The organism is Leptospira chreensis (assembly GCF_016919165.1).
GTDB lineage: Bacteria > Spirochaetota > Leptospiria > Leptospirales > Leptospiraceae > Leptospira_A > Leptospira_A chreensis.
On record NZ_JAFFPS010000045.1, the window covers coordinates 1 to 21,663 of the forward strand.

19 protein-coding genes and 1 pseudogene are annotated in these 21,663 nt (G+C 40.3%); 8 read left to right on the top strand and 12 right to left on the bottom strand.

The genetic code is table 11. The annotated features are described in order from the left end of the window. A pseudogene (locus tag JWG41_RS13330) lies at window positions 1-2,170 on the top strand (beta strand repeat-containing protein); the annotation flags it as partial. Window positions 2,171-2,185: 15 nt separating this feature from the next. Here the strand turns inward: JWG41_RS13330 and JWG41_RS13335 are convergent. Beyond that, complete coding sequence (locus JWG41_RS13335) at window positions 2,186-3,985, bottom strand: sulfatase (protein ID WP_205270427.1); 1,800 nt, start codon at window positions 3,983-3,985, stop codon at window positions 2,186-2,188. Window positions 3,986-3,988: 3 nt separating this feature from the next. Then, window positions 3,989-4,378: a DMT family transporter gene (locus JWG41_RS13340; RefSeq protein ID WP_205270428.1), complete on the bottom strand. Its 390-nt coding sequence runs from the start codon at window positions 4,376-4,378 to the stop codon at window positions 3,989-3,991. Between JWG41_RS13340 and JWG41_RS13345 the strand changes: the two genes are divergently transcribed. Next, on the top strand, window positions 4,373-5,272 hold the full coding sequence (locus JWG41_RS13345) for an alpha/beta fold hydrolase (protein ID WP_205270429.1): 900 nt from the start codon (window positions 4,373-4,375) through the stop codon (window positions 5,270-5,272). The genes JWG41_RS13340 and JWG41_RS13345 overlap by 6 nt on opposite strands. A gap of 153 nt (window positions 5,273-5,425) precedes the next feature. On the opposite strand, the gene JWG41_RS13350 is transcribed toward JWG41_RS13345, so the two are convergent. The 3 genes from JWG41_RS13350 to JWG41_RS13360 all read right to left on the bottom strand — a co-directional run bounded on the left by JWG41_RS13350 (window position 5,426) and on the right by JWG41_RS13360 (window position 8,178). Continuing rightward, a complete protein-coding gene (locus JWG41_RS13350; protein WP_205270430.1) occupies window positions 5,426-5,845 on the bottom strand; it encodes an acyl-CoA thioesterase in 420 nt (139 codons plus the stop codon). 121 nt (window positions 5,846-5,966) lie between these two features. Further along, window positions 5,967-7,394, bottom strand: a complete 1,428-nt coding sequence (lpdA, locus tag JWG41_RS13355) for a dihydrolipoyl dehydrogenase (RefSeq protein WP_205270431.1) — start codon at window positions 7,392-7,394, stop codon at window positions 5,967-5,969. Window positions 7,395-7,437: 43 nt separating this feature from the next. Next, a complete protein-coding gene (locus tag JWG41_RS13360) occupies window positions 7,438-8,178 on the bottom strand; it encodes a class I SAM-dependent DNA methyltransferase (RefSeq protein ID WP_205270432.1) in 741 nt (246 codons plus the stop codon). A gap of 77 nt (window positions 8,179-8,255) precedes the next feature. Here JWG41_RS13360 and JWG41_RS13365 point away from each other — a divergent pair, with 77 nt between their 5' ends. Genes JWG41_RS13365 through JWG41_RS13380 form a run of 4 tightly spaced genes read left to right on the top strand, consistent with a single transcriptional unit; the run spans window position 8,256 to window position 12,469 of the window. Next, window positions 8,256-9,383: a hypothetical protein gene (locus JWG41_RS13365; RefSeq protein ID WP_205270433.1), complete on the top strand. Its 1,128-nt coding sequence runs from the start codon at window positions 8,256-8,258 to the stop codon at window positions 9,381-9,383. Then, window positions 9,384-9,899, top strand: coding sequence for a chemotaxis protein CheX (locus tag JWG41_RS13370; protein ID WP_205270434.1), 516 nt, complete (start codon window positions 9,384-9,386; stop codon window positions 9,897-9,899). Window positions 9,900-9,905: 6 nt separating this feature from the next. After that, window positions 9,906-10,943, top strand: coding sequence for an alpha/beta hydrolase (locus JWG41_RS13375; RefSeq protein ID WP_205270435.1), 1,038 nt, complete (start codon window positions 9,906-9,908; stop codon window positions 10,941-10,943). A gap of 44 nt (window positions 10,944-10,987) precedes the next feature. Beyond that, on the top strand, window positions 10,988-12,469 hold the full coding sequence (locus JWG41_RS13380) for a DUF342 domain-containing protein (RefSeq protein ID WP_205270448.1): 1,482 nt from the start codon (window positions 10,988-10,990) through the stop codon (window positions 12,467-12,469). 11 nt (window positions 12,470-12,480) lie between these two features. On the opposite strand, the gene msrA is transcribed toward JWG41_RS13380, so the two are convergent. Continuing rightward, window positions 12,481-12,990, bottom strand: coding sequence for a peptide-methionine (S)-S-oxide reductase MsrA (gene msrA, locus JWG41_RS13385; RefSeq protein WP_205270436.1), 510 nt, complete (start codon window positions 12,988-12,990; stop codon window positions 12,481-12,483). After that, window positions 12,987-14,060, bottom strand: coding sequence for an S-methyl-5-thioribose-1-phosphate isomerase (gene mtnA / locus JWG41_RS13390; protein WP_205270437.1), 1,074 nt, complete (start codon window positions 14,058-14,060; stop codon window positions 12,987-12,989). The genes msrA and mtnA overlap by 4 nt, the downstream gene beginning before the upstream one ends. Window positions 14,061-14,180: 120 nt before the next feature. Here mtnA and JWG41_RS13395 point away from each other — a divergent pair, with 120 nt between their 5' ends. Further along, window positions 14,181-14,447: a sigma-54 down-regulated protein gene (locus JWG41_RS13395; RefSeq protein ID WP_205270438.1), complete on the top strand. Its 267-nt coding sequence runs from the start codon at window positions 14,181-14,183 to the stop codon at window positions 14,445-14,447. Between the two features lie 37 nt (window positions 14,448-14,484). Here JWG41_RS13395 and JWG41_RS13400 read toward each other — a convergent pair whose 3' ends face one another. Genes JWG41_RS13400 through JWG41_RS13415 form a run of 4 tightly spaced genes read right to left on the bottom strand, consistent with a single transcriptional unit; the run spans window position 14,485 to window position 18,685 of the window. Beyond that, window positions 14,485-15,195, bottom strand: a complete 711-nt coding sequence (locus JWG41_RS13400; protein WP_205270439.1) for a hypothetical protein — start codon at window positions 15,193-15,195, stop codon at window positions 14,485-14,487. Next, the gene (locus JWG41_RS13405) at window positions 15,192-17,009 is read right to left on the bottom strand and encodes a CHAT domain-containing protein (RefSeq protein WP_205270440.1); all 1,818 of its coding nucleotides are present in this window, start codon (window positions 17,007-17,009) and stop codon (window positions 15,192-15,194) included. The genes JWG41_RS13400 and JWG41_RS13405 overlap by 4 nt, the downstream gene beginning before the upstream one ends. Window positions 17,010-17,021: 12 nt before the next feature. Further along, window positions 17,022-17,732, bottom strand: a complete 711-nt coding sequence (locus JWG41_RS13410) for a hypothetical protein (protein ID WP_205270441.1) — start codon at window positions 17,730-17,732, stop codon at window positions 17,022-17,024. 35 nt (window positions 17,733-17,767) lie between these two features. Further along, window positions 17,768-18,685 (bottom strand): sigma-70 family RNA polymerase sigma factor, encoded by a 918-nt coding sequence (locus JWG41_RS13415; protein WP_205270442.1) that lies wholly within the window; start codon window positions 18,683-18,685, stop codon window positions 17,768-17,770. A gap of 45 nt (window positions 18,686-18,730) precedes the next feature. Here JWG41_RS13415 and JWG41_RS13420 point away from each other — a divergent pair, with 45 nt between their 5' ends. Continuing rightward, on the top strand, window positions 18,731-19,645 hold the full coding sequence (locus tag JWG41_RS13420) for a M23 family metallopeptidase (protein ID WP_205270443.1): 915 nt from the start codon (window positions 18,731-18,733) through the stop codon (window positions 19,643-19,645). Between the two features lie 49 nt (window positions 19,646-19,694). Here JWG41_RS13420 and JWG41_RS13425 read toward each other — a convergent pair whose 3' ends face one another. Further along, window positions 19,695-21,593: an AMP-dependent synthetase/ligase gene (locus tag JWG41_RS13425; RefSeq protein WP_205270444.1), complete on the bottom strand. Its 1,899-nt coding sequence runs from the start codon at window positions 21,591-21,593 to the stop codon at window positions 19,695-19,697. Between the last annotated feature and the right edge of the window lie 70 nt (window positions 21,594-21,663).

Here is a 21,663-nt window from a genome sequence, read left to right on the forward strand (position 1 = left end):
ACATCCCAACCACTATCACTGGTATCACCTGAATAGTTCGCAGCCTGCCCGTTCGTTGGTGCAAGTGGTGACCATTCGTTCCGTTTCTGATTCCTTCGATGATGGGAACATTCCTGTCACAGTTCATATCCCCCAAGCCAGTGGATCTTATTTCACAGGACTCTATCCAACAGGAAGTCTTCCCGGTTATACAGCGGCAACAGGGAATTTGGTGATCACAGTCACAGACAATGATACGGTTGGTTTTACAATATCTTCCACGACCTTAAATCTCACCGAAGGAGGAAGTGATGGTACTTTCACTGTCCGTTTGAATTCGGCTCCTTGTGACACTCCCGGCAATTTAGCTGCTTGTGCTTCTGGTTCGGTGACCATTCCCATCACAGGGGAAACCTTCAATTTACCGGACTCCACTCAATATACATTTTCACCGGCAAGTCTTACCTTCACTCATACTAATTATTCTACAACACAAACGGTGACCGTCATGGTCACCAATGATTCGATCAATGAGATCAATACAAGAACCCACACACTTACGTTAGGTGTGATTTCGGGATCGGGAACCGATTATGAAGGTTTGAATCCCGCAGACATCACCATCAACATCACAGATGATGACAATCCTTCTCCGAGTATTTTATTTACCTTAAATGCAGGCCAACCTTACTTCACAACAGAAGCTGGACAATCAGCGATGTACAGTCTCAGACTGGGAAGCAGGCCCCTTCCTGGAAACCAAGTGACAGTGACCGTTGCTAGCTCTGATTCCACAGAAGGGATGATCAATGATGGTGGATCTCCTGTGAGTTCCAAACAATATGTCTTTGATGAAACCAATTGGAGCACTTCTGTTCCTGTGGAGATCCAAGGGGTTTCTGATGCCTTAACTGACGGGAACGTCAGTTATACGGTAACAGTGAATGGAACAGAAATCGGTTCCATGCCTTCTTGGTATGTTAGTTTTGTCGGAAGTACAGGAACGACAGCTACCCTTCTCAACTATAGTACATCCGAAAATCCGATTACTGTGGTGACACCGATCAGTATGACTCGGGCAGAAAATTCGGCAGCCTTTCCCATCTATATTTTACTTAGCCAAGCTCCAACCGATGATGTCACGGTTCCCGTATCGGTCACAACCACCTTCCCTTGTGAATTGATTGTCAGTCCCTCTGTCCCACAATTTTCTCTATCCGCAAGTTCCGTGACCATCACCAGTGCCAACTGGAATACGATGGGAGCACATAACACTATCACTGTGACTCCCAATGATGATGCTGTTGATGACGGAAATGTATCTTGTCCGATTGTTGTGGGGGTTCTTTCTTCCTCAGATGGATTTTATAATGGAGTGAATCCTTATCCGTCTTCTAATTATCCAATGCTCACTTTGAATGATAATGATAGCGCTGGCGTTACTACTTCTGGATTCATTCCAGCTACGGTGATTACCTCGCAGTCTGGGGCATCGTCTGCATTTTATGTCCATCTGGATTCACAACCAACAGCAGATATCACAGTGAACTTTAGCACCACTCCTGGTGGCCTTGTGAGTTTTCCGACAGCACCACTGACATTCACACCAACAAATTTTGGAACAGGGCAACTAGTCACTGTGACTGGCATCGATACGGCAGCCGTTGGGGATGTGAGTTATACCATAGCTTCTGTTGTGACATCAGGAGAATTAGGTACCGGGTTCACACCTTCCACAATTTATAGCGCCCTCACTCCTCTATCTATTTCAGCCAATCATATCAACTATATTTATGATATAATTCCTTGTACGGATCCCAATCCAATGAATGCCTGTGGGACATCTCCCAACAGTTCTGGAGGGCTTGTCTCTTCACCTAACTTAATCACTACGGAAATTGGTGGCCAGTCTAGATTTCAAATGCGACTGCGTGCAAGGCCTGCCTCCAATGTCACCATTCCTGTATCTAGCTCCAATGTTGCGGAAGGAACTGTGTCAGTTTCTAGTTTAGTGTTTACTTCTAGCGATTGGAATACCTTCCAAAACGTAGTCTTAACGGGAGTCGATGATTTCCTTGTGGATGGGAATCTGGCTTATTCGATTTTATTTGGTTCCCTGAGTGGAGGAGGGAGTGGACTTCATGGAGAATCTTTACCGAATGTTTCCGTTACAAACCAGGACAACGATTGAAGGGATTCTATCTATCTACTGCACATATCCTTGTTTCTTTAAAATCTCCAGAGCATCCGTTCCCAATTCTTGTTTGGATGCATAGGATTTTTTTTGCCCACCTTCCTTCCAAAAATACACTTTTGCATTCGGATGGATGACGGGGCGCTGCGATCCCGATTCGTATAACAAATCACAGTTGGACTGACAAGAAGCCATACTCACACCAAAGTATCCTGTAAAGATTTCTGATTTGGGGATTTGTTTTTTTGAAAACCAAACATTGAATTCAGGAAAACTCACATCCGGATAGACTTCGAAACTAATTTCAAAGGCCTTCGTTCGTTTCGTATGAATCTGTATCAATTTCCCCTTCTCTTCTACAATAAGATCCTCCGGAAAGGTCGCCATACGAATGGTTCCTTGCGGTACATGAATTTGTATTTCTGTATCTTTTGATTCTGGTTGGATCGAAAGATGATACAAAGGAAGTTTGGGTTCCATCGAACGAATTTGTTTCCAAAACCGCAGGATCTTTTTTTCCAAAGAGGGATTTAACTTCATATCCTTTAAAGCTGAGATATTAGAAATCCGTAATGGATTTTCTTGGTTGGGATCTTTTTTGGCATCGGAATACAAATAGAACTCACTACCCACAGAACCTTGCCAAAACTTCCCTACTTCATGGAAACGATAAGACCTTTGCAAAAGGAATTCCGATCCTTCGCCATACCCTTGTGTGAATCGAGTTTCACCATAGTATGTTCGTTTGGTGGTCTCTAAGTTCTCAATCAATGGTTTGAGCGATTTTCCCTGGATGGACTTAGGAATCGGAAGTTCACAATAATCAAGGACCGTTGGAAATAAATCAATCGACCGAGTCATTGCCGCAATGGATTGATTACGCGCACTTCCAGGCAATTTAATAAGAAGTGGCACATGGATATTTTCCAAAAACAAATCCTGGCCATGACCATAGTAAGTATTGGTTCCTGTAAACGGAGAAATGGCATGGGCTGCATGCATGACCTCTCCATGGTCCGCAGTGATGAGGATGAGAGTATTGTCCCAAAGGTTTTTAGTTTTCAGCTCTTCAAAAACTTTTCCGAGCTCTTCATCCACAAAAGCCACTTCCCCCAGGTAATTCCTTTTCTTTTCATCTAAAATTTCTTTGGTTTGGATACGACCAGTAAATCCTTCTGGCGGAGTATATGGTTTGTGCGGATCATTATAGTTTAAAAACAGAAAGAAAGGTTTTTCTTCGGAGGTTATCTCATCCAATACTTCCATTGTCTTTTTAGTAATTTTTTTTGTATCTTCGCTATAATTGGAAAAGTCGTATAACTGATCAAAGCCGACATCCACTCCAAGACCAAACTTATCTGTCAAAAATGGATTGTTCCCCACCATATAAGTCACAAAGGAATGGTTTTTCAGTAATTTAGGAAGAGGATGTTTTTCTGTCCGATAGAATGCATCTACCTCAGATTTTGTTGTGGGATAATCCCAAAAATTAACGGGATTTGCAGAAGCATATTTCCCTGTAAAAAAAACAAGAGTGGAGGGCCTAGTCCAAGCGGCATTCACCAAATGGTATTGGAAATTGAGTGCATTCTTCTGAAACAAATCCAAGTTAGGTGTCACACCATAACGACCGATGATATCACCCCTTAAGGAATCAATGACAATCCAAAGGACATTCGGACGGTTTTTCGTGCTTGGGGAAACGAATTCAGGTTCAGTGGTTGAACCTGTTTTTTTACAAAAGAAAAAAGAAAGAAAACAAAATAGAAAAAGGAATGTTTTTAGTTTTATTGGGTCAAGTTTTGGTTTCAAGATTTACGATTTAACATCAAACATTTGCAAGGCGGTAAGCCAAACACCTACCAAAATAAATGCGATCCCTATCCACTGCGTTAAGTTTAACCTCTCCTTAAAGAAAAGGGAAGATGCAATCAGAACGATAATAAATCCACTAGAAGTAAACACAGGATAAGCAAGAGAGAGTTTCAAACCTTTCCCTAATACATAACGATATCCGAGAAGTGCCAAACCGAAACTCGCAAGTCCACCAATGAAATAGGGATTAAACACAGTAAAGATTGTATCCCAAAGGCCACCTGACAAAGTTTTTGTATGATCTTGTAAGGAAGATGATTTGATTAAAATATTAGCCAATGCATTGAAGAATACGGCTATACAGAAGAAGAGGATGACCTGGAATTGCATGGGATAGAGACAAAATCCGATCTAAATCGGGAAGGGTCAAATAGAAAAATGAAATCAAAATCCTTTCGGTTCAGAAACTGGGAATGTGCCTACTTAGATTCGGAAACCCCGGGTCCCGTTCTCGTTTTCTGCCACGCCAACGGCTATAGTGCCGGTTGTTACAATTATTATCATTCCTTATTATCAAAACACTACCGAGTGATTGCTCCTGATTTTTTAGGGCATGGTCGTTCGGAGTTCAGTTTAAAATTCAAAAATTGGAATGTGTTTCGAGACCAGATTTTGGCTCTTCTCGATCATGAATCGATCACCAAAACAAATATCATTGGCCACTCACTCGGAGGTGCTTCCTCACTCCTTGCGGCAGCAAAAGCCCCAGATCGTTTTGAAAAGGTTCTCGCAATGGATCCTGTCATCCTTGGTTGGAAGATGATTTTACTTTCTAAATTTTTGGAAAACCCACTGGCAATCGGAGCCAAAAAAAGACGTAGCCATTTTAAATCGATGGAACTTGTTAGGCGATCCTTCAGAAAGTTCCCAGCCTTTGCTAACTTTGAACCATCCATCTTTGAGGATTATTTAAATTCCTGTTTTGTAAGCACTGGTAACGAAACCGAAGTCAAACTTTGTTGTGATCCACAAGTGGAAGCAAAGATTTTTGGACATGCCCACTTCCATGTCTTCAAAAACTTCTATAGAATCAAAACAGAAAACCACATTGCCATTCCGGAAAAATTTGAAGTCTGTAGTCCGAAACATGCAAACCTACTGACAAAAGTTCATCCCAAGTCTGATGTCACCATCTTCCCTGGGTTCACTCACTTTTTTCCTTTTGAAAGACCCAAAGAAACATGGGAGTGGATACAAAGATGTTTGGAGATTAAGGAAGGGTAAAATTTTGTTAAAGATAAAAGGGGCGCCTCGAATTCGTTAGTTGATCAAAATTTGCCGGTATACTCGACCGCGCTATACGCTCCAATCTTTCGCTTTCGCGAAAGGATTTCCGCTGCTATCGCTGGCGCTGGGGTAAATTTTTAGATTAGACTACTAAGGAAGATACTCTTCCATTTTTAACCGAATTTGATTTGGCCAAGGAGACAATCCTTTCGAATTCAAATTGGAAAAACCATATAGAAATTTCATGATACAACGTTTTTCTAATTCCGCAGAACGTGCTGTGATTTTCAAAGATACCGTAGTTTTTCTGACCTTCTCCACAATGATTGAAAAATGAAGATTGTCACCGAGTAATGATGGATTGTGGAATTTTGCTTCTATGCTCATAGCTGGAATTCCAGAAGCATCCTTTGTGATTAGTTCAGAAAAAGAATAGTTTAAACCTTCTGAAAACCAATCTTCTATCACTTCGATAAATAAATTGAAATACTGAGGTGTAAAAACGACCCCAGCCGGGTCGCAATGTTGAATCCGTATTTTTTTGATTATTGAAAAAACTTTTCCTGCCATTTTATTGTACGGAATTTTAAATTCGCATGATCTTTCGAAAGAAAATTCAACTGAAATTACACCACATCAGGTTTCCTTCTGACAAAATATTAGCAAACGCGATTCGATCAATTCTCACCCTTCAAATATTAATCGCTTCACCCAACACCGCCGCCGCACTTTCCATAATTCCTTCTGATAAAGTAGGATGGGCGTGTATTGTGTTTGCCAGTTCCCTAACTGTAATCTCCATATTGGCACCTAACGTAAGCTCAGCGATGAGTTCTGTTGCCCCACTCCCTATGATATGGGCACCTAAAATTTCGCCATGTTTTTTATCAGAAACAATTTTAATCATTCCTGTTGTCTCCCCTTGGGCCTGGGCTCTCCCACTGGCAGTGAATGGAAATTTCCCAACGGAAATTTCATAACCTTGTGCTTTTGCTTTTTCTTCCGTAAGGCCTACACTGGCAACTTCGGGATGGCAATAGGTACAACCGGGAATATAAGAATAGTTCAATCTAGAAATTTGTAAATGATGAGGGTTTCCCAACCGTAAAGAAATATCTTCTGCGGCCCGGATTCCTTCCGCACTTGCCACATGGGCAAGAGATGGTGTGGGAATACAATCCCCAATGGCATAGATATGATCCACTGTCGAGCGGTAGTTCCCAACAAATTCAACAAATCCATTTTTTAGTTTGATTCCAATTTCATCCAAGCCAATGGAACTAGTGTTTGGTGTGATTCCGACACCCACAATCACCTTATCAAAGTTTAACTTTTCTTTTTTTGCTGATTTACGGTCTTGTAAAGTTAACTCCACACCCGAATCAGATACTACGGCCGTTTCTACTCCATGACTTAAATACTGTTCAATCCCTCGTTTTTTAAAACTTCTTTCTAAAACCCCGGAGATATCCAGATCTTCATTGGGAAGTAAATGGTCTTGGAATTCAATGATGGAAACTTTAGAACCCATACTTGCATAAAAATCAGCAAACTCCACACCAATAGCACCTGCCCCAATGATGGCAAGATTCGGAATTACTTTTGGTTCAATCATTGCATCGCGAGCAGATAACACACGTTTCCCGTCAAATGGCAAAAAAGGGAGAGCTTTGTTTTTAGCACCCACGGCTAAAATAAAAAAATCGGCAGTATAAGTATTTGGTTCCCCGGAGTTTGATTTGACTTGGATGGTTTTGGAATTTTGGAAATTCGCTTCCCCACTGATCACGGTGATTTTGTTTTTCTTCATCAGAAACTCAACACCTTTGGCCATTTGGTCGGCAACAGAACGAGATCGTTTGATTACAGCATCAAAGTCAGCTTTGACATTATCACAAGAAAGTCCGAAACTTGCTGCATGTTTTAAATGTTCCAATACATGCGCACTTTCTAACAGGGCTTTGGTGGGAATACAACCCCAGTTCAAACATACACCCCCGAGTTTTTCACGCTCCACAACACAGGTTTGCAAACCTAATTGTGCGGCACGGATGGCTGCGACATAACCGCCAGGCCCTCCTCCAATAACGATGACTTGGAAATGGTTTGGATTGGACATACGAACTCCCGATAGATTGGGATACCGTACGGAAAAAGGAAAGTCAAGACCTCTTTTTTGCCACGATGAGCATTCGAGCGCCGGTTTTTATATATTTTTCACCGTCGTAGTTGCTATACACATGTAGGACATCAAATTTATTATCGTCTAAGAAATTCTGAACTTGCGGAAAATGGAAGACACGCATTGTATGTTTGTCTTTTAAATCTTTTTGATTCAAATTATATACATAATTCACTTCTACTATCGCTACATCATCTGCCCTTGTTAAACGAAATCCACGATTCCTTCGAATGGCTGTGTCACCCTGCCTAACATTACTCACGGTAGTGATGGGTTTTCGTTTAATTCTGTGGATGGGATCTGCATTCCAGATTTCCAAAACCAAAAGCCCGGCTTGTTTTAAATTTTTATAACAATTCCGTAGGAAATTTTGAACCAAATCATCGTTGATCAAATAATTAAAGGTTCCATACAGACAAATCACAGAGTCTACTGGTTGTTTGGCGACGTATGTTTCCATTTTCCCAAGTTCAAACAGGCAATGCGGAAATCGAACTTTGGCAATCTCTAACATACGAGGAGACCCATCTACACCGAGTGGTTTGAAACCCATTCCTTGGAGTTCCTTAATGTGTTCCCCAGTCCCACAACCAATGTCGAGGACAGTGCTGATTTTATGTCGCTTAAATGTTTCCCGAAGGAAGAGGATTTCTTCCGAAAACTTGCGGCTTGCTTCTTCGATGGTAAAATAGTATTCAGCCAATTCGGAATAGAGTTTCATTTGCCCCTAGCGGAAAGGGAAAATCAGTTCAGCGAATCCCCATTTTACCCGTTATATTGAGTAACGGCTAAGTCACCATGAAACGATATACAATTCCAACAATTTTTTTTAGCATTGGAGTCATCCTTCAGTACGCATTCTATTTTTCTTGGGTGAGTTTCACTCTCCTCACCGTTTCTTGTTTGTTACTCGCTTTATTTTTATACAGTTTGGACTTTCAAAAAACTGACTCTCTACAACCAAACCCTACGGTAAATTTAGAAACTCCCACAGAGCCAACCCCACAAACGGATGTGGTTTTCGATACAGAAACTTCTTTGCCAATAGAACCTTCCAACGAGGAACCAAAACCAAAAGAGATCCTTTGGAAAAAAGATCCCGTTTTACTTGCGAGAGACTCTGTCCATTCGGAAGAACGGACTTTGTTTTGCGAAACGGTAAAAGAATTTCCATTCCCTTTTCCCACCGAAAAACTCACATCCATCCAATATGTTTATTACGATGGAAAAGAATTTAAGGAATGTTATTGGCAAAAGGCCGGTATGATGGTGGAAACCGATGACAATCCAGTGGAATGGGAAGAATATGAAGAAGGAAAGATAAAAGAGCTCCTCCCTGCCATAACATCCGACAAACGCAAGTTATACATTCCACTTACTATGAATGCCCACCTGTTTGGATTTTTATGTTTCTCTACCAAAGAGTCTTGGAATGAAACGGAAATCCAACCCTTTTGGGAAAAATCTAACATCATCTCAGAAAAGATTATGATAAAAAGAGAATATGCTAAGGTAACCAAACACCCAGTTACCAAACTCTTTAACGTATCGCATTTTTACGGGATGGCAAAATCAACATTTGAATCCAAAGAAAAGGTAACACTCATTCTATTCAAATTCATTGATACCAACTTCCAATCGGAAATTGCCATTGGGCTGAATTTACTTGGAAAACAAAATTCCGTCATTGGTTTGGGATTGTACCAACTAGAAGAAAATTTATACGCAAGCCTAGTCTCCAATGATAGACTGGATCCGTTTTCAGAATTTTTTAACCAGTTCATAGAGGAATTGGATAGCCTTGGATATCCTTCAGAAGTGGCACTCGGTTATTCCAACAGGTCCATACCGGATATCAAATTTGATATTTGGATCAAAGCCGCGTACAAATCTTTAGAAGAGAGTATCCTCTACAACGCAGCATAAATGGATCCTTTAATTGATGAAAAATTTATCCTGACTGTTTCACAAGTATTACCGGAACACTTTCAAAAGTCTCTATTAGTATTTGCAGAACGAGAAGCCTATGGCCCTTCTAAAAATGAAGGGCTTTGTTTTGAGAACTGTACACTCGTGGAATTTATTGGCGATATCAATGGGAAGGTATACCTTGCTTTAGATGGATATACAAAACTCAAACTCCTTCCTAAAATTGCAAAGGCCTTTCAAATTGATCCCACATCTCGTTCCCATTCTTCCTCCATCATGATGGAGTTTGCGAACCAGATTGCAGGTAAATTGATTACAGAAATGAGACTGGGTCGTTACGAAATCGATATTTTGCCACCAGAAAATTTAAATCATAAACTCGTTCCTATATCCTTAGAACACTTTCGCCAATACATACTTATCTTCAATCTCAAAGATCGAAGAGGAGAAGAATATATGGGTAGACTCTATCTAGTTTTATTGTTGGAAAAATTTCCCACTCCCAAAAACTAATTCCGAATGAAACCTTATGTTTTGGCAATCCCACTCGTTTTGAGTTATGCTGGGCTTAAACAAAAAAAAACTTTAGAACGTAAGGAACTCCAACTGCCAGACACAGGCAGGCGAGTCTTTCATTTTTATCCAATCGGCAAAAATCCGGAATCATTACCAGGTGTTTATATCCAACATGGAATGAGTGCCATGGGAATTGATGATCCAAGGATTTTGGAACTTGCCGAAAACATTGCAAGCTCCGGTCATAGTGTCATCCTTCCCGAACTCCCTGAAGTCAAAGGATTAAGAATCGAAGAAAAGACAATCGCTCATATCGAAGATTTAATGATGGAAGTCTCTTCCACCAAACACCTCTTTAATGGAAATGATTTGGGATACTTATCCGCGAGTTTTTCTGGTGGAATGGGCCTCATTGCCGCATCCAAATCCAATACAAGAAAGAAAATCAAAACCTCGATGGCCATCGGTGCCTATTGTGATTTTTTAGATACCGTACCTTTTGTATTTTCGAACTACGAAATAGATCCTTATGCAGTCTATGTCATTCTCTACAATTTCCTCCATCGTTTTGAACCGGCGCTTGCTGAAGAATTACAACCCGTATATTACGAAGCAGCCCTCGACAATGGACTCAAACGAACTGGCACTGGTATTCTCGCGGAAGATTTACTCGAAAGAACTTCCGCCAGGGCCAAAGATTTTTTTTCCCAAGTGGGAACCGATGGAAACTTCCGCAAAGAACTTGCGATACGAGTCCTGAACACTGTCCCTGAAAATCTTCCAGAAAATCTCTCTCCATTTTACCAATTGGAAACTTTGGACGGCCCGGTTTCCCTCCTCCATGGAAAAACAGACCCTGTGATCTCACCTGAGGAGTCCGAAAAACTAACCCGACTCTTTCAGAAAAAAGAAATTTCCTATGTTTACCGCACCTCGACGGCGCTAACTCACGGGGACAGTCTCCCCCTCCACTCCCAAATTTTTGGGGTCCCGGCACTCCTTCAGACTTTTGGAAGTTTTCTATATTGGCTCGGCCGATAGAATTTCTCGTTTCTCCTAAGAAACCTGCCGATAATTATTACAGAATGGACGTAAAAAATGCACCGGACTTCAATCCGGAACGGGGACTGAAAATCCAAATCTCCGAGGATCGACTAACTGCAACTTTGGTGGCAAAACCAATTTGGTTGTTAGGTGGTTCTATGAGCAATATCCTAATTTATGAAGCTCTAGACAATGCAACCATTCACAGGGATCGAATTTTGATGAAAGAGGTTGATAAGGCCGCCATCGAAATTGATAAAATTTTAAAAGATTCCACTAAGGTAAAAGAAGATTTTAATTTTATAGTGGCTCAAGGTAACCCCGCCAAACAAGGGGAAAGTGGTTGGATCAAATTTTATTTCCCAAGAGCACAACGTGTTGTTTTGAAAGAAGACGGATCTGCAGATTATAGAAATATCAACAAATACATTCACGTAAAAGACGGGGAAAGACTTGCTACCCTTTTTGAAGGTATTGCCGGTGAACAAGGAATTGATGTTTTAGGAAATCCCATTTACCCCAATCCGATTGATAGACCAAGACTCACCTTAGGAAAAAACGTTCTTCCCAAAACTGTAGAAGATCCTGAAAAACCAGGACGACAACTGAAAGAATACTTTGCCGGTCTCAGCGGAGTTGTATTTTCTACGGACAATTCCCTTACTGTATCTCCCGAATTAAATATCGAAAGTAACATTGGTCTCGGAACAGGGAACATCAATTTTGAAGGTGCCATTCGAGTGAAAGGAACCATCGAAGAAGGTGCCGTAGTCAATTGCCAAGGTTCTCTCTATTTAGATGGCAACGTAGAATCTTCTGATGTAGTCGTCGGTGAAGACTTAGAAGTGAAAGGTGGAGTCAAAGCCAAAGGGAAAGGTGTCATTCGGATCAAAGGCGACCTTCGTGCCAAATTCATCGAAAACGGAAATTTAGAAATCGATGGAGATTGTATTGTAGAGAATTTTATTTTAGGAAGTAAAATCCTTTGTTTGGGAAACGTAATCCTAACTGGAGAGAGTTCTTCCATCATTGGTTCTGACATTATATCATACCAAGGAATTACTGTGTCCTCACTCGGTTCTACAGCCCAAATGGATACCGTTGTCGAAGTTGGATTCCATTATAGAAATGATAGACTACTCACTGAAGGTAGTTCCCGGCTTGCCGAATTTGAACGAGAACTAGAAGCACTGGTTCCAGAAATCCAAAAGATCAAAGAAGTGGTGCAAAGATCTCGTGGCAAACTAGATGATGCGAGAAAAGAAAAGTTCAAAGAGATCTTTGATGCGTATCAGAAAAAAAGTAAAACTGTGGAATTACTCCGATCAAAAATAGAAGAACTGAAAGGTGCTCGTTACAACCAAGACAATGTTAAGGTTGTTGTACGAAACACGGCTCATCCGGGAGCTGTGATCAAATACAGAAGACAAGTGGAAAAGATCACGAAAGCACAATCTGCCTTTGTTATGAACTTCTTTCCTAACCAAGAAAAAGCAATGTTAACTGCTTTTAAAGGCAAATAACCTTATAACGATTATAGCTTTAGTCCCAACTTTTTTAGTTTGGGAAAAATTACATAATGGCAATAAGGATTCTGTGGATTTAAAGTGAAATAATCTTGATGGTAATCTTCCGCCGGATAAAACTCTGGCACGGGAGAAATTTCTGTCACAATCGGATCGGGAAACATAAACGCGTGTTTTCGTTTGGATTCCACAGCCAGATCCTTTTGTTTTTCATTCAAATAAAATATAACCGAACGATACTGAGTTCCCACATCGTTCCCTTGCCTATTGAGTGTGGTAGGATCATGCGAAATCCAAAAGACTTCTAAGATTTTGGAGTAAGTGATGATCTCTGGATCAAATTCAATTTCAATGACCTCAGCATGACCCGTTGTCCCCGTACAAATTTCTTTGTAAGTGGGATTCGAAGTCGATCCCCCTGCGTATCCGGACCGTACAGAAAGGATTCCTGGAATCCGAAGGTATACAGCTTCCGTACACCAAAAACATCCACCGCCTAAAATTGCTTTTTCCGTCATACACTCTTTAGACGAAGTGAAATCTCCGAGGGTACAAAACATCCAAATTCTGTGATGAAGTTTTTGATTAAATGAGCTTTTGTTACATCAAAAGAAGGGTTTAAGGCATGAGCCCCTTTAGGTGAGGTTTTTCCTTCTGGAAATAAATACTTTCCATTCTCGTCTTTTAAAAAATCGAACTGAGTGACTTCCGATTCTTTACGCATCTCGATGGGAATTTCATCTCCCGTTTTTAAATTCAAATCAAAACTATCTTTTGTGGCACATACATAAAAAGGGACACCGTGTTCCTTGGCAACAATCCCTAAATTATAAGTCCCGATTTTGTTTGCCGTATCACCGTTGGCAGCGACTCTATCACAACCAACAAGAACCGCATCAATTTTCCGATGGCTCATGAGCCAACCGGACATTCCATCGGTAATGATATAACATTCGATCCCCTCTTCCATCATTTCAAAAGCAGTGAGTCTGGAACCTTGGAGGAAGGGCCTTGTTTCATCAGCATAAACAATAACTTTTTTTCCTGCATCACGCAGACTACGAATCACACCAAGGGCGGTGCCGTGGCCTGCCGTAGCAAGGGCTCCTGTATTACAATGAGTGATGATATGAAATTCTTGTTGGTCTTTGGGAAATAAAGAAACTCCATTTTCACCTAATGCTTTGTTGGCGGCGAGATCTTCTGTCATCATTTCCAAACCATAGGTTTCCCAAATTTTTTGGATGGATCCCCAGTCCGTGATTCCCTTAACACGGTTCCTTGCTTCCCGAATGGCATAACTCAAATTGACGGCAGTGGGTCGTGATTCCAAAACTGCGGTAAGTAAAGATTCAATCGCTTCTGGTTTGGCCTCGCCAGACTTGCCGAGAGCTCCAAGAGTCAGACCAAAAATACCAGTGATGGCAATGGCCGGTGCTCCCCTAACAGCCATTTCACGGATCGCGACTATGGTTTCTTCAGCTGTGGATAATTTTAAAAATTCTTTTTTCCCTGGTAAAATTCGTTGGTCGAGAAGTTCTAAATATGTGGATTTCCACTGGATGGGCAAAAATTCCGGGTGAGGCATCTATCCATTTTTTTGGTGCGTTGCAGGAAAAAAATACAAAAACAGGTTGACAGATTCCTGTGCAGCGCACAAAAAGAGATGGTGCATTGCACAAAATAGTAACCAAAAGAGGAAATGAAAATGGAACAACAAGTAAAAGACGGATTAAACTTCATTCTAGGCGCTGTAAACACAGCAAAAGTTGAGGCTGAAAAAGCTTTCTCTAATATCAACACTGGATTCCAAAGCCTAGCTGCTAAAGGTGCTCAAGACCAAAGCGAAGTTTCTGTAAACCTTAGAAAATACCTTCAAGAAGGAATTTCTCAAGTAGAAACTATCATTGGAAAAGCAAACACTGTTGTAGCTGATGCAAAAGCAAAAGTAGCAACTGTTACAGCTAAAGCTTAATCAAATTTCATTTTAATACAGCCCGGGTATGTTCACTCTATCCGGGATTTTTTTTACTAATCGCTTCCCGCCACTCTTTCCAAAATCCACCAATCTCATTTGTAAAATAAACTTCCAAGGCAGTAAGGTCAGGAAAACTATCATAATTGATTTCAAACGATGTGAAATTTTTTACTGCAGAACTAAGTAATCTCGTTCGAAACAAATCCATCACTTCCAATCGAAATTCCCCAAACACTCTTTCCATACTGATATTTACAAACTGAAAGAATTTTGCTAAAGCACTCACAAAGATATGATCCGCAGATAAAAATGAATATTCGACGGAGTCTTTTGCCATTTCCACAAAGAGAGATTCCCATAAGTCTGCCAAAATACTTTCTTTGTTTTTGCAATCATAGGCTTGGCAAATAGAAGCTCCATAAAATGAAAAGTTTTGGCTTTTAGGATCTCCAGTAAAAATAGGATGGATCATACAACCGATTCGTTCTTTGTTTGGATCCACATACCCCAAGAAGGGACAATTGTAGGTCATATCATCTTTTTTAGGGATAGAGGCTTCTTTGGTTTCTCTCTCTTTACGATAGATAGGAAAACTATGGCGAACTTCAAAATTGACTGTGGTTTGGAATTCTGTTGTTCTTTCTAATAATAAAGTTTTAAATTCTTTTGGTTGTAGTTTCAAATTGAACAAACCACAACAGGCACCACAAGATACATTACCTACATCTGGATGGCATAAACTCAATTCTGCTTGGCTCCTGAAACAAAGGGAGTGAGACCGTTAAACACAAGTTCTAAGTCGCCAGTTTCCTTTCTTTCCTTAAAGTAAGTGGGAAATGGAATGACAATCTTACGACTTTCATGAACCAAAACAAGATTTCCTTTTTGTTTAGAAAGTTGTTCTTGTAATTTGTCTTTGGAACCGGGAGACGATGGATATAAATACGCAGGTTTCACACCCTTAAAATAAAAATGGGGATTTTGATTTTCAGAAACCAAAAGAATACTCACTCGTTCCAATTCCGAAAATTCTAATAACATATTTTCCAAAAAGAACTGTAAAATAATTTGGTAGGATTCAATTTCTTCCTCTTTGATTTCATCTCGTTCCCAAGATTCCATCCATCCAACAATTTTGAATATGGTTTCCTTTTGTTCATGTAAAACGGGTAATGCCATTTCCAAAATACTAGAAATTTTTAGTTTTTGAAAATCCCAAACACATCCATAAACAAGTTCCCACCATTTACGTATTGACACCGCATCATCTGGGTTATTCGGGATGGATTTGTTCATGGCATGGGCCGCATGGTCACTAAAAACCATCATCCCAACCACTTGGCTAATGGCTTCGAACAATTTAACCAAACCCAAAATATTGTTTTTTCCTGAAGTTTTGGACTTACCCGATCCAACTAACTTAGAATAAGCGACTGCAATCGGCGTAGGATAAAATTCCAAAACGGAAGTAGGATTTAAAATCTTTGCAGAATGGGAGTTCCTTCTTTCTTTTACAAACAAAGAAAAGTCCGGATTTCCATACAATGCATAGTTTGCCCAAGTTAAATCATTGGCATGATAATTACGCCTAGCAAACTCTTTGGATAAAAATAAAGACTCACCTACTGATTTATCGGAAAATAAAAAAGTATAAAACCTGACGGTAAAATCAATGGTCCTTTCGTTGTCTAAAATTTCCCAATTAGTTCCCACAAAGGTTTTGATACCCGCAGTCAGGAATGCTCCTGCGTATTGATTCATAATATTTGTATTTAATTTTTTGCCCGCAGACTTTGCCGACATACAGGAATTGGAAAACACCAAGTCGGTATCAATTCCCGTTGATTTGATCTCACGTGCCTTTAATACCTTTCCATCGGACAACAACCAACCATTCTCCAAAGAATCATCTGAAAAATGGAGGTGTCCCGAATAATGTATGATATGTTTATCTTTGATGAGAGAAAGTAACTTTAGTTTGGTGACTTGTTTTCCACCAATAAATTCTAACTCCAAAAGATGAGTGGGTACCTTTTGGCTGAGTACAGAAAATAATACTTCCCCTTCTTTTTGTGCATGGGGTAAGTCTTCTGTAGGATCGGCAATGATGAGCATTTTGATCTTTCGGTTTTCTTGGTGAGTGGGACGGTGTAATCCACCTCGGATGGTTTTTCCAATCCTAAATTTATCAGAAAGAAAACTGGTTCCATCATGTAAAAGTTCCCAAGGAATGAGAGCGAGAGCCGGATCAATATTAAAATGAATACTATGTTTGGATGTGTTTTTTAATTTTTCAATGATGGAGAGCGGAAAAAACTGTTGGTAAAAAGTTTCACCTAACACTTTCAAGTCTTGCAAAATATCAGCATTGAGAATTTGGTTGGGATTGGAAAGTACGGACTGAGAAACATGGACTAGTCTCTCCACTTCTCCTAAATATTCGAATATTAGATCATCGTCTAACGTAGATTGGATATGGGATTCTTCAACAGGGAGATTATCTTCCAAAACATTGAAGATATTGACGTTACCAACTCTGTCGATGATTAGGGAGAGCATGCTCCCATGAACCTATCCGACGAGGATAGACAAGTCAAACGATTTTGATTGGCCAGGGCCTACAAACTCAATGGTGTAACTACCTGGGACTAACCCGGAAAAGCTAGCACTGCCTTCCAAATTGATTTTGCTAGACAGAATGAACCTTCCCTCTCGACGCAAGTTGACTTGTTGGAATGCAGGGACTCCCTCTGCTTTGACAGAAAGATAAACCTCTTCTTGGTTTTCCTTTACAATTTGGTAGTAAAACTTTTGGTTTTCGCTGGTGGTTTCTTCAAAGATAACAGAGTTTGCATCTCCCGAACGCACTTCCGCAGACGCCGAACGCATGGAAGGGGCAAACTCAAAACTCTCTCGAATTTGTAATGATTCCACAAGGCTATCAATGACTCGGATTCCCGACTGAGTTAGGCGAACAATGAGGTTGTCCTTTTTTTCGGGAAGGACTAGGTTTTTACGAGTATATTCTTTTAAAAATTCGGGAAGGGGGAGAGGGGCCTTTGTAAGTGTAATGTCTGCCTTGGCCAAATCCCAGGACTCAGCAAAGGGATGGTTTGCCACCGTTTCCTGGCGTAGGCTTGCAAAGAAGGCTTCTTCACAAAACCAAAATGCATCTTGTAAATCAGGATGGTTTTGCAACTCATCCTCACTAGGAAATTCACCCCGGACAAAAAGTCCCCTGGCTAGTTCCAGCACTTCTACGTTAAAACCCTGATTTTCCATGTCAAATTCCACCCTGTAAAGTAAGACGAAGGAATTTATTCCTCTCCAGCCATTGAATGCATTTTTTTTTGCATTTTTTCCAAAACCCGGAGCAAGGTGACGCTGACCCCACCTTCGGAAATCCCTAAGATTCTGGCAATTTCCCGGTAAGGAGTGCGGACAAGGAAATGCCCTTTTTGTTTTTTCTCGATGAGTTTCTTTCTTTGTTCGTACTTCTTGGCGAGAGCATGATCCAAACGTTCTTTATAATATAGTGCTTCTACTGAATCGCCTTGGGCTTTGGATTTTTTTTGTTCCTTCAAATCCAGAATATTCAAATACAAGGAAGTGATTTTATCTTCCATCTTTAGGTTTTCTTCTTCGCGGCCCGAAAGTTCCTCCCGGAGTCTCAAAACTTCGATTCGAATTTCCTCTTCCGAACGATTCGTTTTTTCCGCTACAAAACGAATTTCCTCAGGATCTAAATGAAGGTAATAAACAAAGGACAATTTAAACACAACGCGGTTCTCAATTTTGATTGTGGATAAAACCGAATGAAACTGGTCAGAAACATCCACAGCCAAAGCAAGAGCTACCGAACGTTTGTCCGGTTCGTCTTCGATGGTGCTGTATTCTTTCCCATCTTTATTGACTTTGGAAATGGTTTGGGTTTTGACCTCTCTTTTGGTGCGTTGCCAATCGATGAGTAAATTTCTGAGAACGGAGAAAAACCAAGTTTTGAAACTGGATTTTCCGACAAAACTTTTGAAACGTTTCCCCGTTTTTAACCTTTCAAATGCATAGATATAATAATCAGAGGCATCATCTTCACTTAAGTGAAAGACACGGATGGGAAAATTGTAAATATCTTGTGAATAAATGTCAAAAAATGTCTGGAGGGATTTTTCATCACCCGCACCACATGCCTTGACAATTTCCAAAATTTCTTCGTTGGTATGAGAAGCCAGTTTCATTATCTACTTTCCTAAAAAGGAACCCGCCAGGAGACTTCTCTAAACATGAGAAGTATTGTTGTAGTATTGAGTCTCTTGGCAAGTTTTATTTTAGCAGAGGAACCGGTCTCCGATGCAAAACCAGAGTTTGTTTGGCCCATTCAGGGTTTAGAATTACCGGGCCTCATCACGAGTACCTTCGGTGAGTCAAGAAAGGACCATTTTCACAACGGACTCGACATTTCTTCTGTCATGCAACCTGTCAAAAGTATGAGTCAGGGATTCGTTCTATACTCCCGTTATGCGGAAGACGACCCGTTTGAAGAAGAACGTGGTTCGGGAAATATTGTCTGGATAGCACATAAAAACGGTTATGTGAGCGGTTATTACCACTTAGGTGGATCTAGAAATGAAACCGTTAAATTAGGCAAACAAGTCTCTGCCGGTGATACCATTGGAATCGCAGGGAACACAGGCCACTCCACCGGTGGCCACTTACATTTTGTTTTAGGAAAGGATTATGGAAAAACCCTCCTAGACCCGCTAGCCTATCTTCCCCCTGTGGAAGATACCATGCCTCCTCAGATTGCAAACCTCTTCATCCATGTAGGTGAAAATTTTACAAATTTAAATGATGGGGACAATATCAATGTTTCCAAAGCTTTTCCTCTCACTGTTAGTATCATCGATGGTGGTATCAAAAATAGCCAAAGACGGGGTGTGAAGGAAGTGAAGTTTCTTTTTAATGGAGAGGCTTACAAACAAGCCAACTTTGGATCCTTACGATTCGAAGAGGGAAAATGGAAAACGAAAGAAGGACATAGTTTTGATGATTTGTTTTTTAAAGACCGGTATTTGGTCGGAGTTCTCAACCTAAAAGCTGGGGAAAATATAATCAAAGTCCAAACGAAGGATTTTAGCGGAAAAGAATCAGAAAGAAGTTTCAGCATCAACATTACAAGGATTAGTGGAGGAAATTAATCCCTCCACCAACCAACTTATGATCACAACAAACGACAAATCCTTTCGATTAGTTATTGGAATACAAACTAGAAATTTCTGATTTGTATTTGTCCGTGATGACATGTCTCTTTAAAGATAATTTGGCTGTTAGTTCGTCCCCTACTTCAAATGGTTTTGGTAAAACCACAACACCAACCACTCTTTCAAAAGATTTAAACCCAGTTTGTGCATTCACTTTAGTTTTGATTTCTGTTTCGATTTTTTGAATCACTTCTTTTTGGTTCCAGAATTCTCCGGTAACTGGTTCTTCAAATCGAGACAGGTTCGGATAAACAAGAACACTCAAATACTTTTGGTCTTGTCCCACAACCATACATTGGTCAATCCATTCCGATTCTAAAATTTTGGATTCGATAGGAACAGGTTCCACATTTTCGCCACCTAACAAGACAATGGTTTCTTTAGATCGCCCTACAATTCGTAAGTGATGGTTCGCCGTAAAAATTCCGAGGTCTCCCGTATTCAACCAACCATCCACCAAAACCTTATTAGTGGCATCTGGATTTTTATAATACCCAGCCATCACTTGTTTTCCCTTCACATGAATCTCACCTTTTCGTCCAAATACAAATTTACCAACTTCTGTATCCAAAAACACTTCCCCCGTATGAAGGTCGACAAGACGTAAATTAGTTTTGGGGAAAATACGGCCGACAGAACCAGGAATGATTTCATCAAAGGTTCGCATAGCAAGCACAGGTGCCGTTTCTGTCATCCCATAACCTTCTAATACAGGAATTCCGATGGTATTAAAAAATTCATCTACGTGATAAGGTAATGCCCCTCCACCGGAACAAGAACCTCGCAGTTCTCCACCGGTTGCTTTTCGGATCTTGGATAGAACCAAAAAATCAAAAAACAAATGAGGTAGGCTCACCAAAAGAAACCTGTAGAGGTGGTATAAAAAACGAATGGATTGTTTCCAAAACACAACAGGATGGATGTCTAAAACATTCCCTGTAATGACTTGCCTGGAGATAAAAAATCTTTTGGCAAAAAACATTGCGATTTGAAACATTTTTTGTTTTACTGTAGAAGATTTGGCAAGGGTTCCCAAAATTCCTGAATAGATACTTTCCCAAAGTCTCGGTGCCGAAGCCATAAAGTTTGGTTTTATAAATTTCAAATCCTCTTTTAATGTACGAACACTGCTATAGTAAGTACTTGCACCGTAATACAAACTAAAGATTTCAAAAATTCGCTCAAAGATATGCCAGATGGGTAGAATCGAAAGTGTTTTATCTCCTTTCTGCAAACGAAGAGGTAAGTTTTGCAATTGGAAAAGAATATTGCCTTGTGTCAACATCACACCTTTGGGAGTTCCTGTGGTTCCGGAAGTGTAAATCATAGTAAAAAGATCTGATTCTTTAATGGTGTTATTTAAGAAAGTAGAATCACTTGTGTCGGCTTTACGAAGTTCTTTTCCTTTTCCAACTAACTCCTGCAAAGTAGAGATTTTAATTTTACGCGAACTCAATTCTTTATTTCCTTCTTTCGGAGGATAAATGATCACAATTTCTTTTAAAAATTCTAACTCTGGTTCCAAACGAATGACTTTTTTGAATACGGCTTCGTTTTCCACAAATAGGATTTTAGATTCCGAATGATTTAGAATATAAAGAATATCATGATCTGTTACGTCTGAAGCCCGGGGAACATCCACTGCACCTAACAATGTAACCGCGATACTGGTTTGAATCCACTCATAGGCATTGTCAGCAAAGATGGCTACTTTTTCTCTTTCAGACAAACTGGCCCGCAGTCCAAAAGCCAAATCCTTAGCATCGGATAGCAGGTTGTTGTAAGTTTTGAACTGGTATTCACCGGCACTGACTCTGGTAGCAAAAGCATTTTTCTGTCCAAACTTTGCCGGAAGATCTAAATAAAAATCAATCATGGTTCGCATTGCATTTCCTCATTACGAACCCATTCTAACGAAGAATTATCCCTTTGTCGTCTTGGGGAATTCTTTGAGA

What these genes read in the sequence shown, in the direction of transcription:
- msrA (WP_205270436.1), bottom strand. Translation starts at nt 12,990, where the DNA reads ATGACGGAAAAAGCAATTTTAGGCGGTGGATGTTTTTGGTGTACGGAA.
- JWG41_RS13360 (WP_205270432.1), bottom strand. Translation starts at nt 8,178, where the DNA reads ATGAAACTCTATTCCGAATTGGCTGAATACTATTTTACCATCGAAGAA.
- lpdA (WP_205270431.1), bottom strand. Translation starts at nt 7,394, where the DNA reads ATGTCCAATCCAAACCATTTCCAAGTCATCGTTATTGGAGGAGGGCCT.
- JWG41_RS13415 (WP_205270442.1), bottom strand. Translation starts at nt 18,685, where the DNA reads ATGAAACTGGCTTCTCATACCAACGAAGAAATTTTGGAAATTGTCAAG.
- JWG41_RS13375 (WP_205270435.1), top strand. Translation starts at nt 9,906, where the DNA reads ATGAAACCTTATGTTTTGGCAATCCCACTCGTTTTGAGTTATGCTGGG.
- JWG41_RS13425 (WP_205270444.1), bottom strand. Translation starts at nt 21,593, where the DNA reads ATGCGAACCATGATTGATTTTTATTTAGATCTTCCGGCAAAGTTTGGA.
- JWG41_RS13395 (WP_205270438.1), top strand. Translation starts at nt 14,181, where the DNA reads ATGGAACAACAAGTAAAAGACGGATTAAACTTCATTCTAGGCGCTGTA.
- JWG41_RS13365 (WP_205270433.1), top strand. Translation starts at nt 8,256, where the DNA reads ATGAAACGATATACAATTCCAACAATTTTTTTTAGCATTGGAGTCATC.
- JWG41_RS13420 (WP_205270443.1), top strand. Translation starts at nt 18,731, where the DNA reads ATGAGAAGTATTGTTGTAGTATTGAGTCTCTTGGCAAGTTTTATTTTA.
- JWG41_RS13350 (WP_205270430.1), bottom strand. Translation starts at nt 5,845, where the DNA reads ATGGCAGGAAAAGTTTTTTCAATAATCAAAAAAATACGGATTCAACAT.
- mtnA (WP_205270437.1), bottom strand. Translation starts at nt 14,060, where the DNA reads ATGCCTCACCCGGAATTTTTGCCCATCCAGTGGAAATCCACATATTTA.
- JWG41_RS13405 (WP_205270440.1), bottom strand. Translation starts at nt 17,009, where the DNA reads ATGCTCTCCCTAATCATCGACAGAGTTGGTAACGTCAATATCTTCAAT.
- JWG41_RS13340 (WP_205270428.1), bottom strand. Translation starts at nt 4,378, where the DNA reads ATGCAATTCCAGGTCATCCTCTTCTTCTGTATAGCCGTATTCTTCAAT.
- JWG41_RS13410 (WP_205270441.1), bottom strand. Translation starts at nt 17,732, where the DNA reads ATGGAAAATCAGGGTTTTAACGTAGAAGTGCTGGAACTAGCCAGGGGA.
- JWG41_RS13380 (WP_205270448.1), top strand. Translation starts at nt 10,988, where the DNA reads ATGGACGTAAAAAATGCACCGGACTTCAATCCGGAACGGGGACTGAAA.
- JWG41_RS13370 (WP_205270434.1), top strand. Translation starts at nt 9,384, where the DNA reads ATGGATCCTTTAATTGATGAAAAATTTATCCTGACTGTTTCACAAGTA.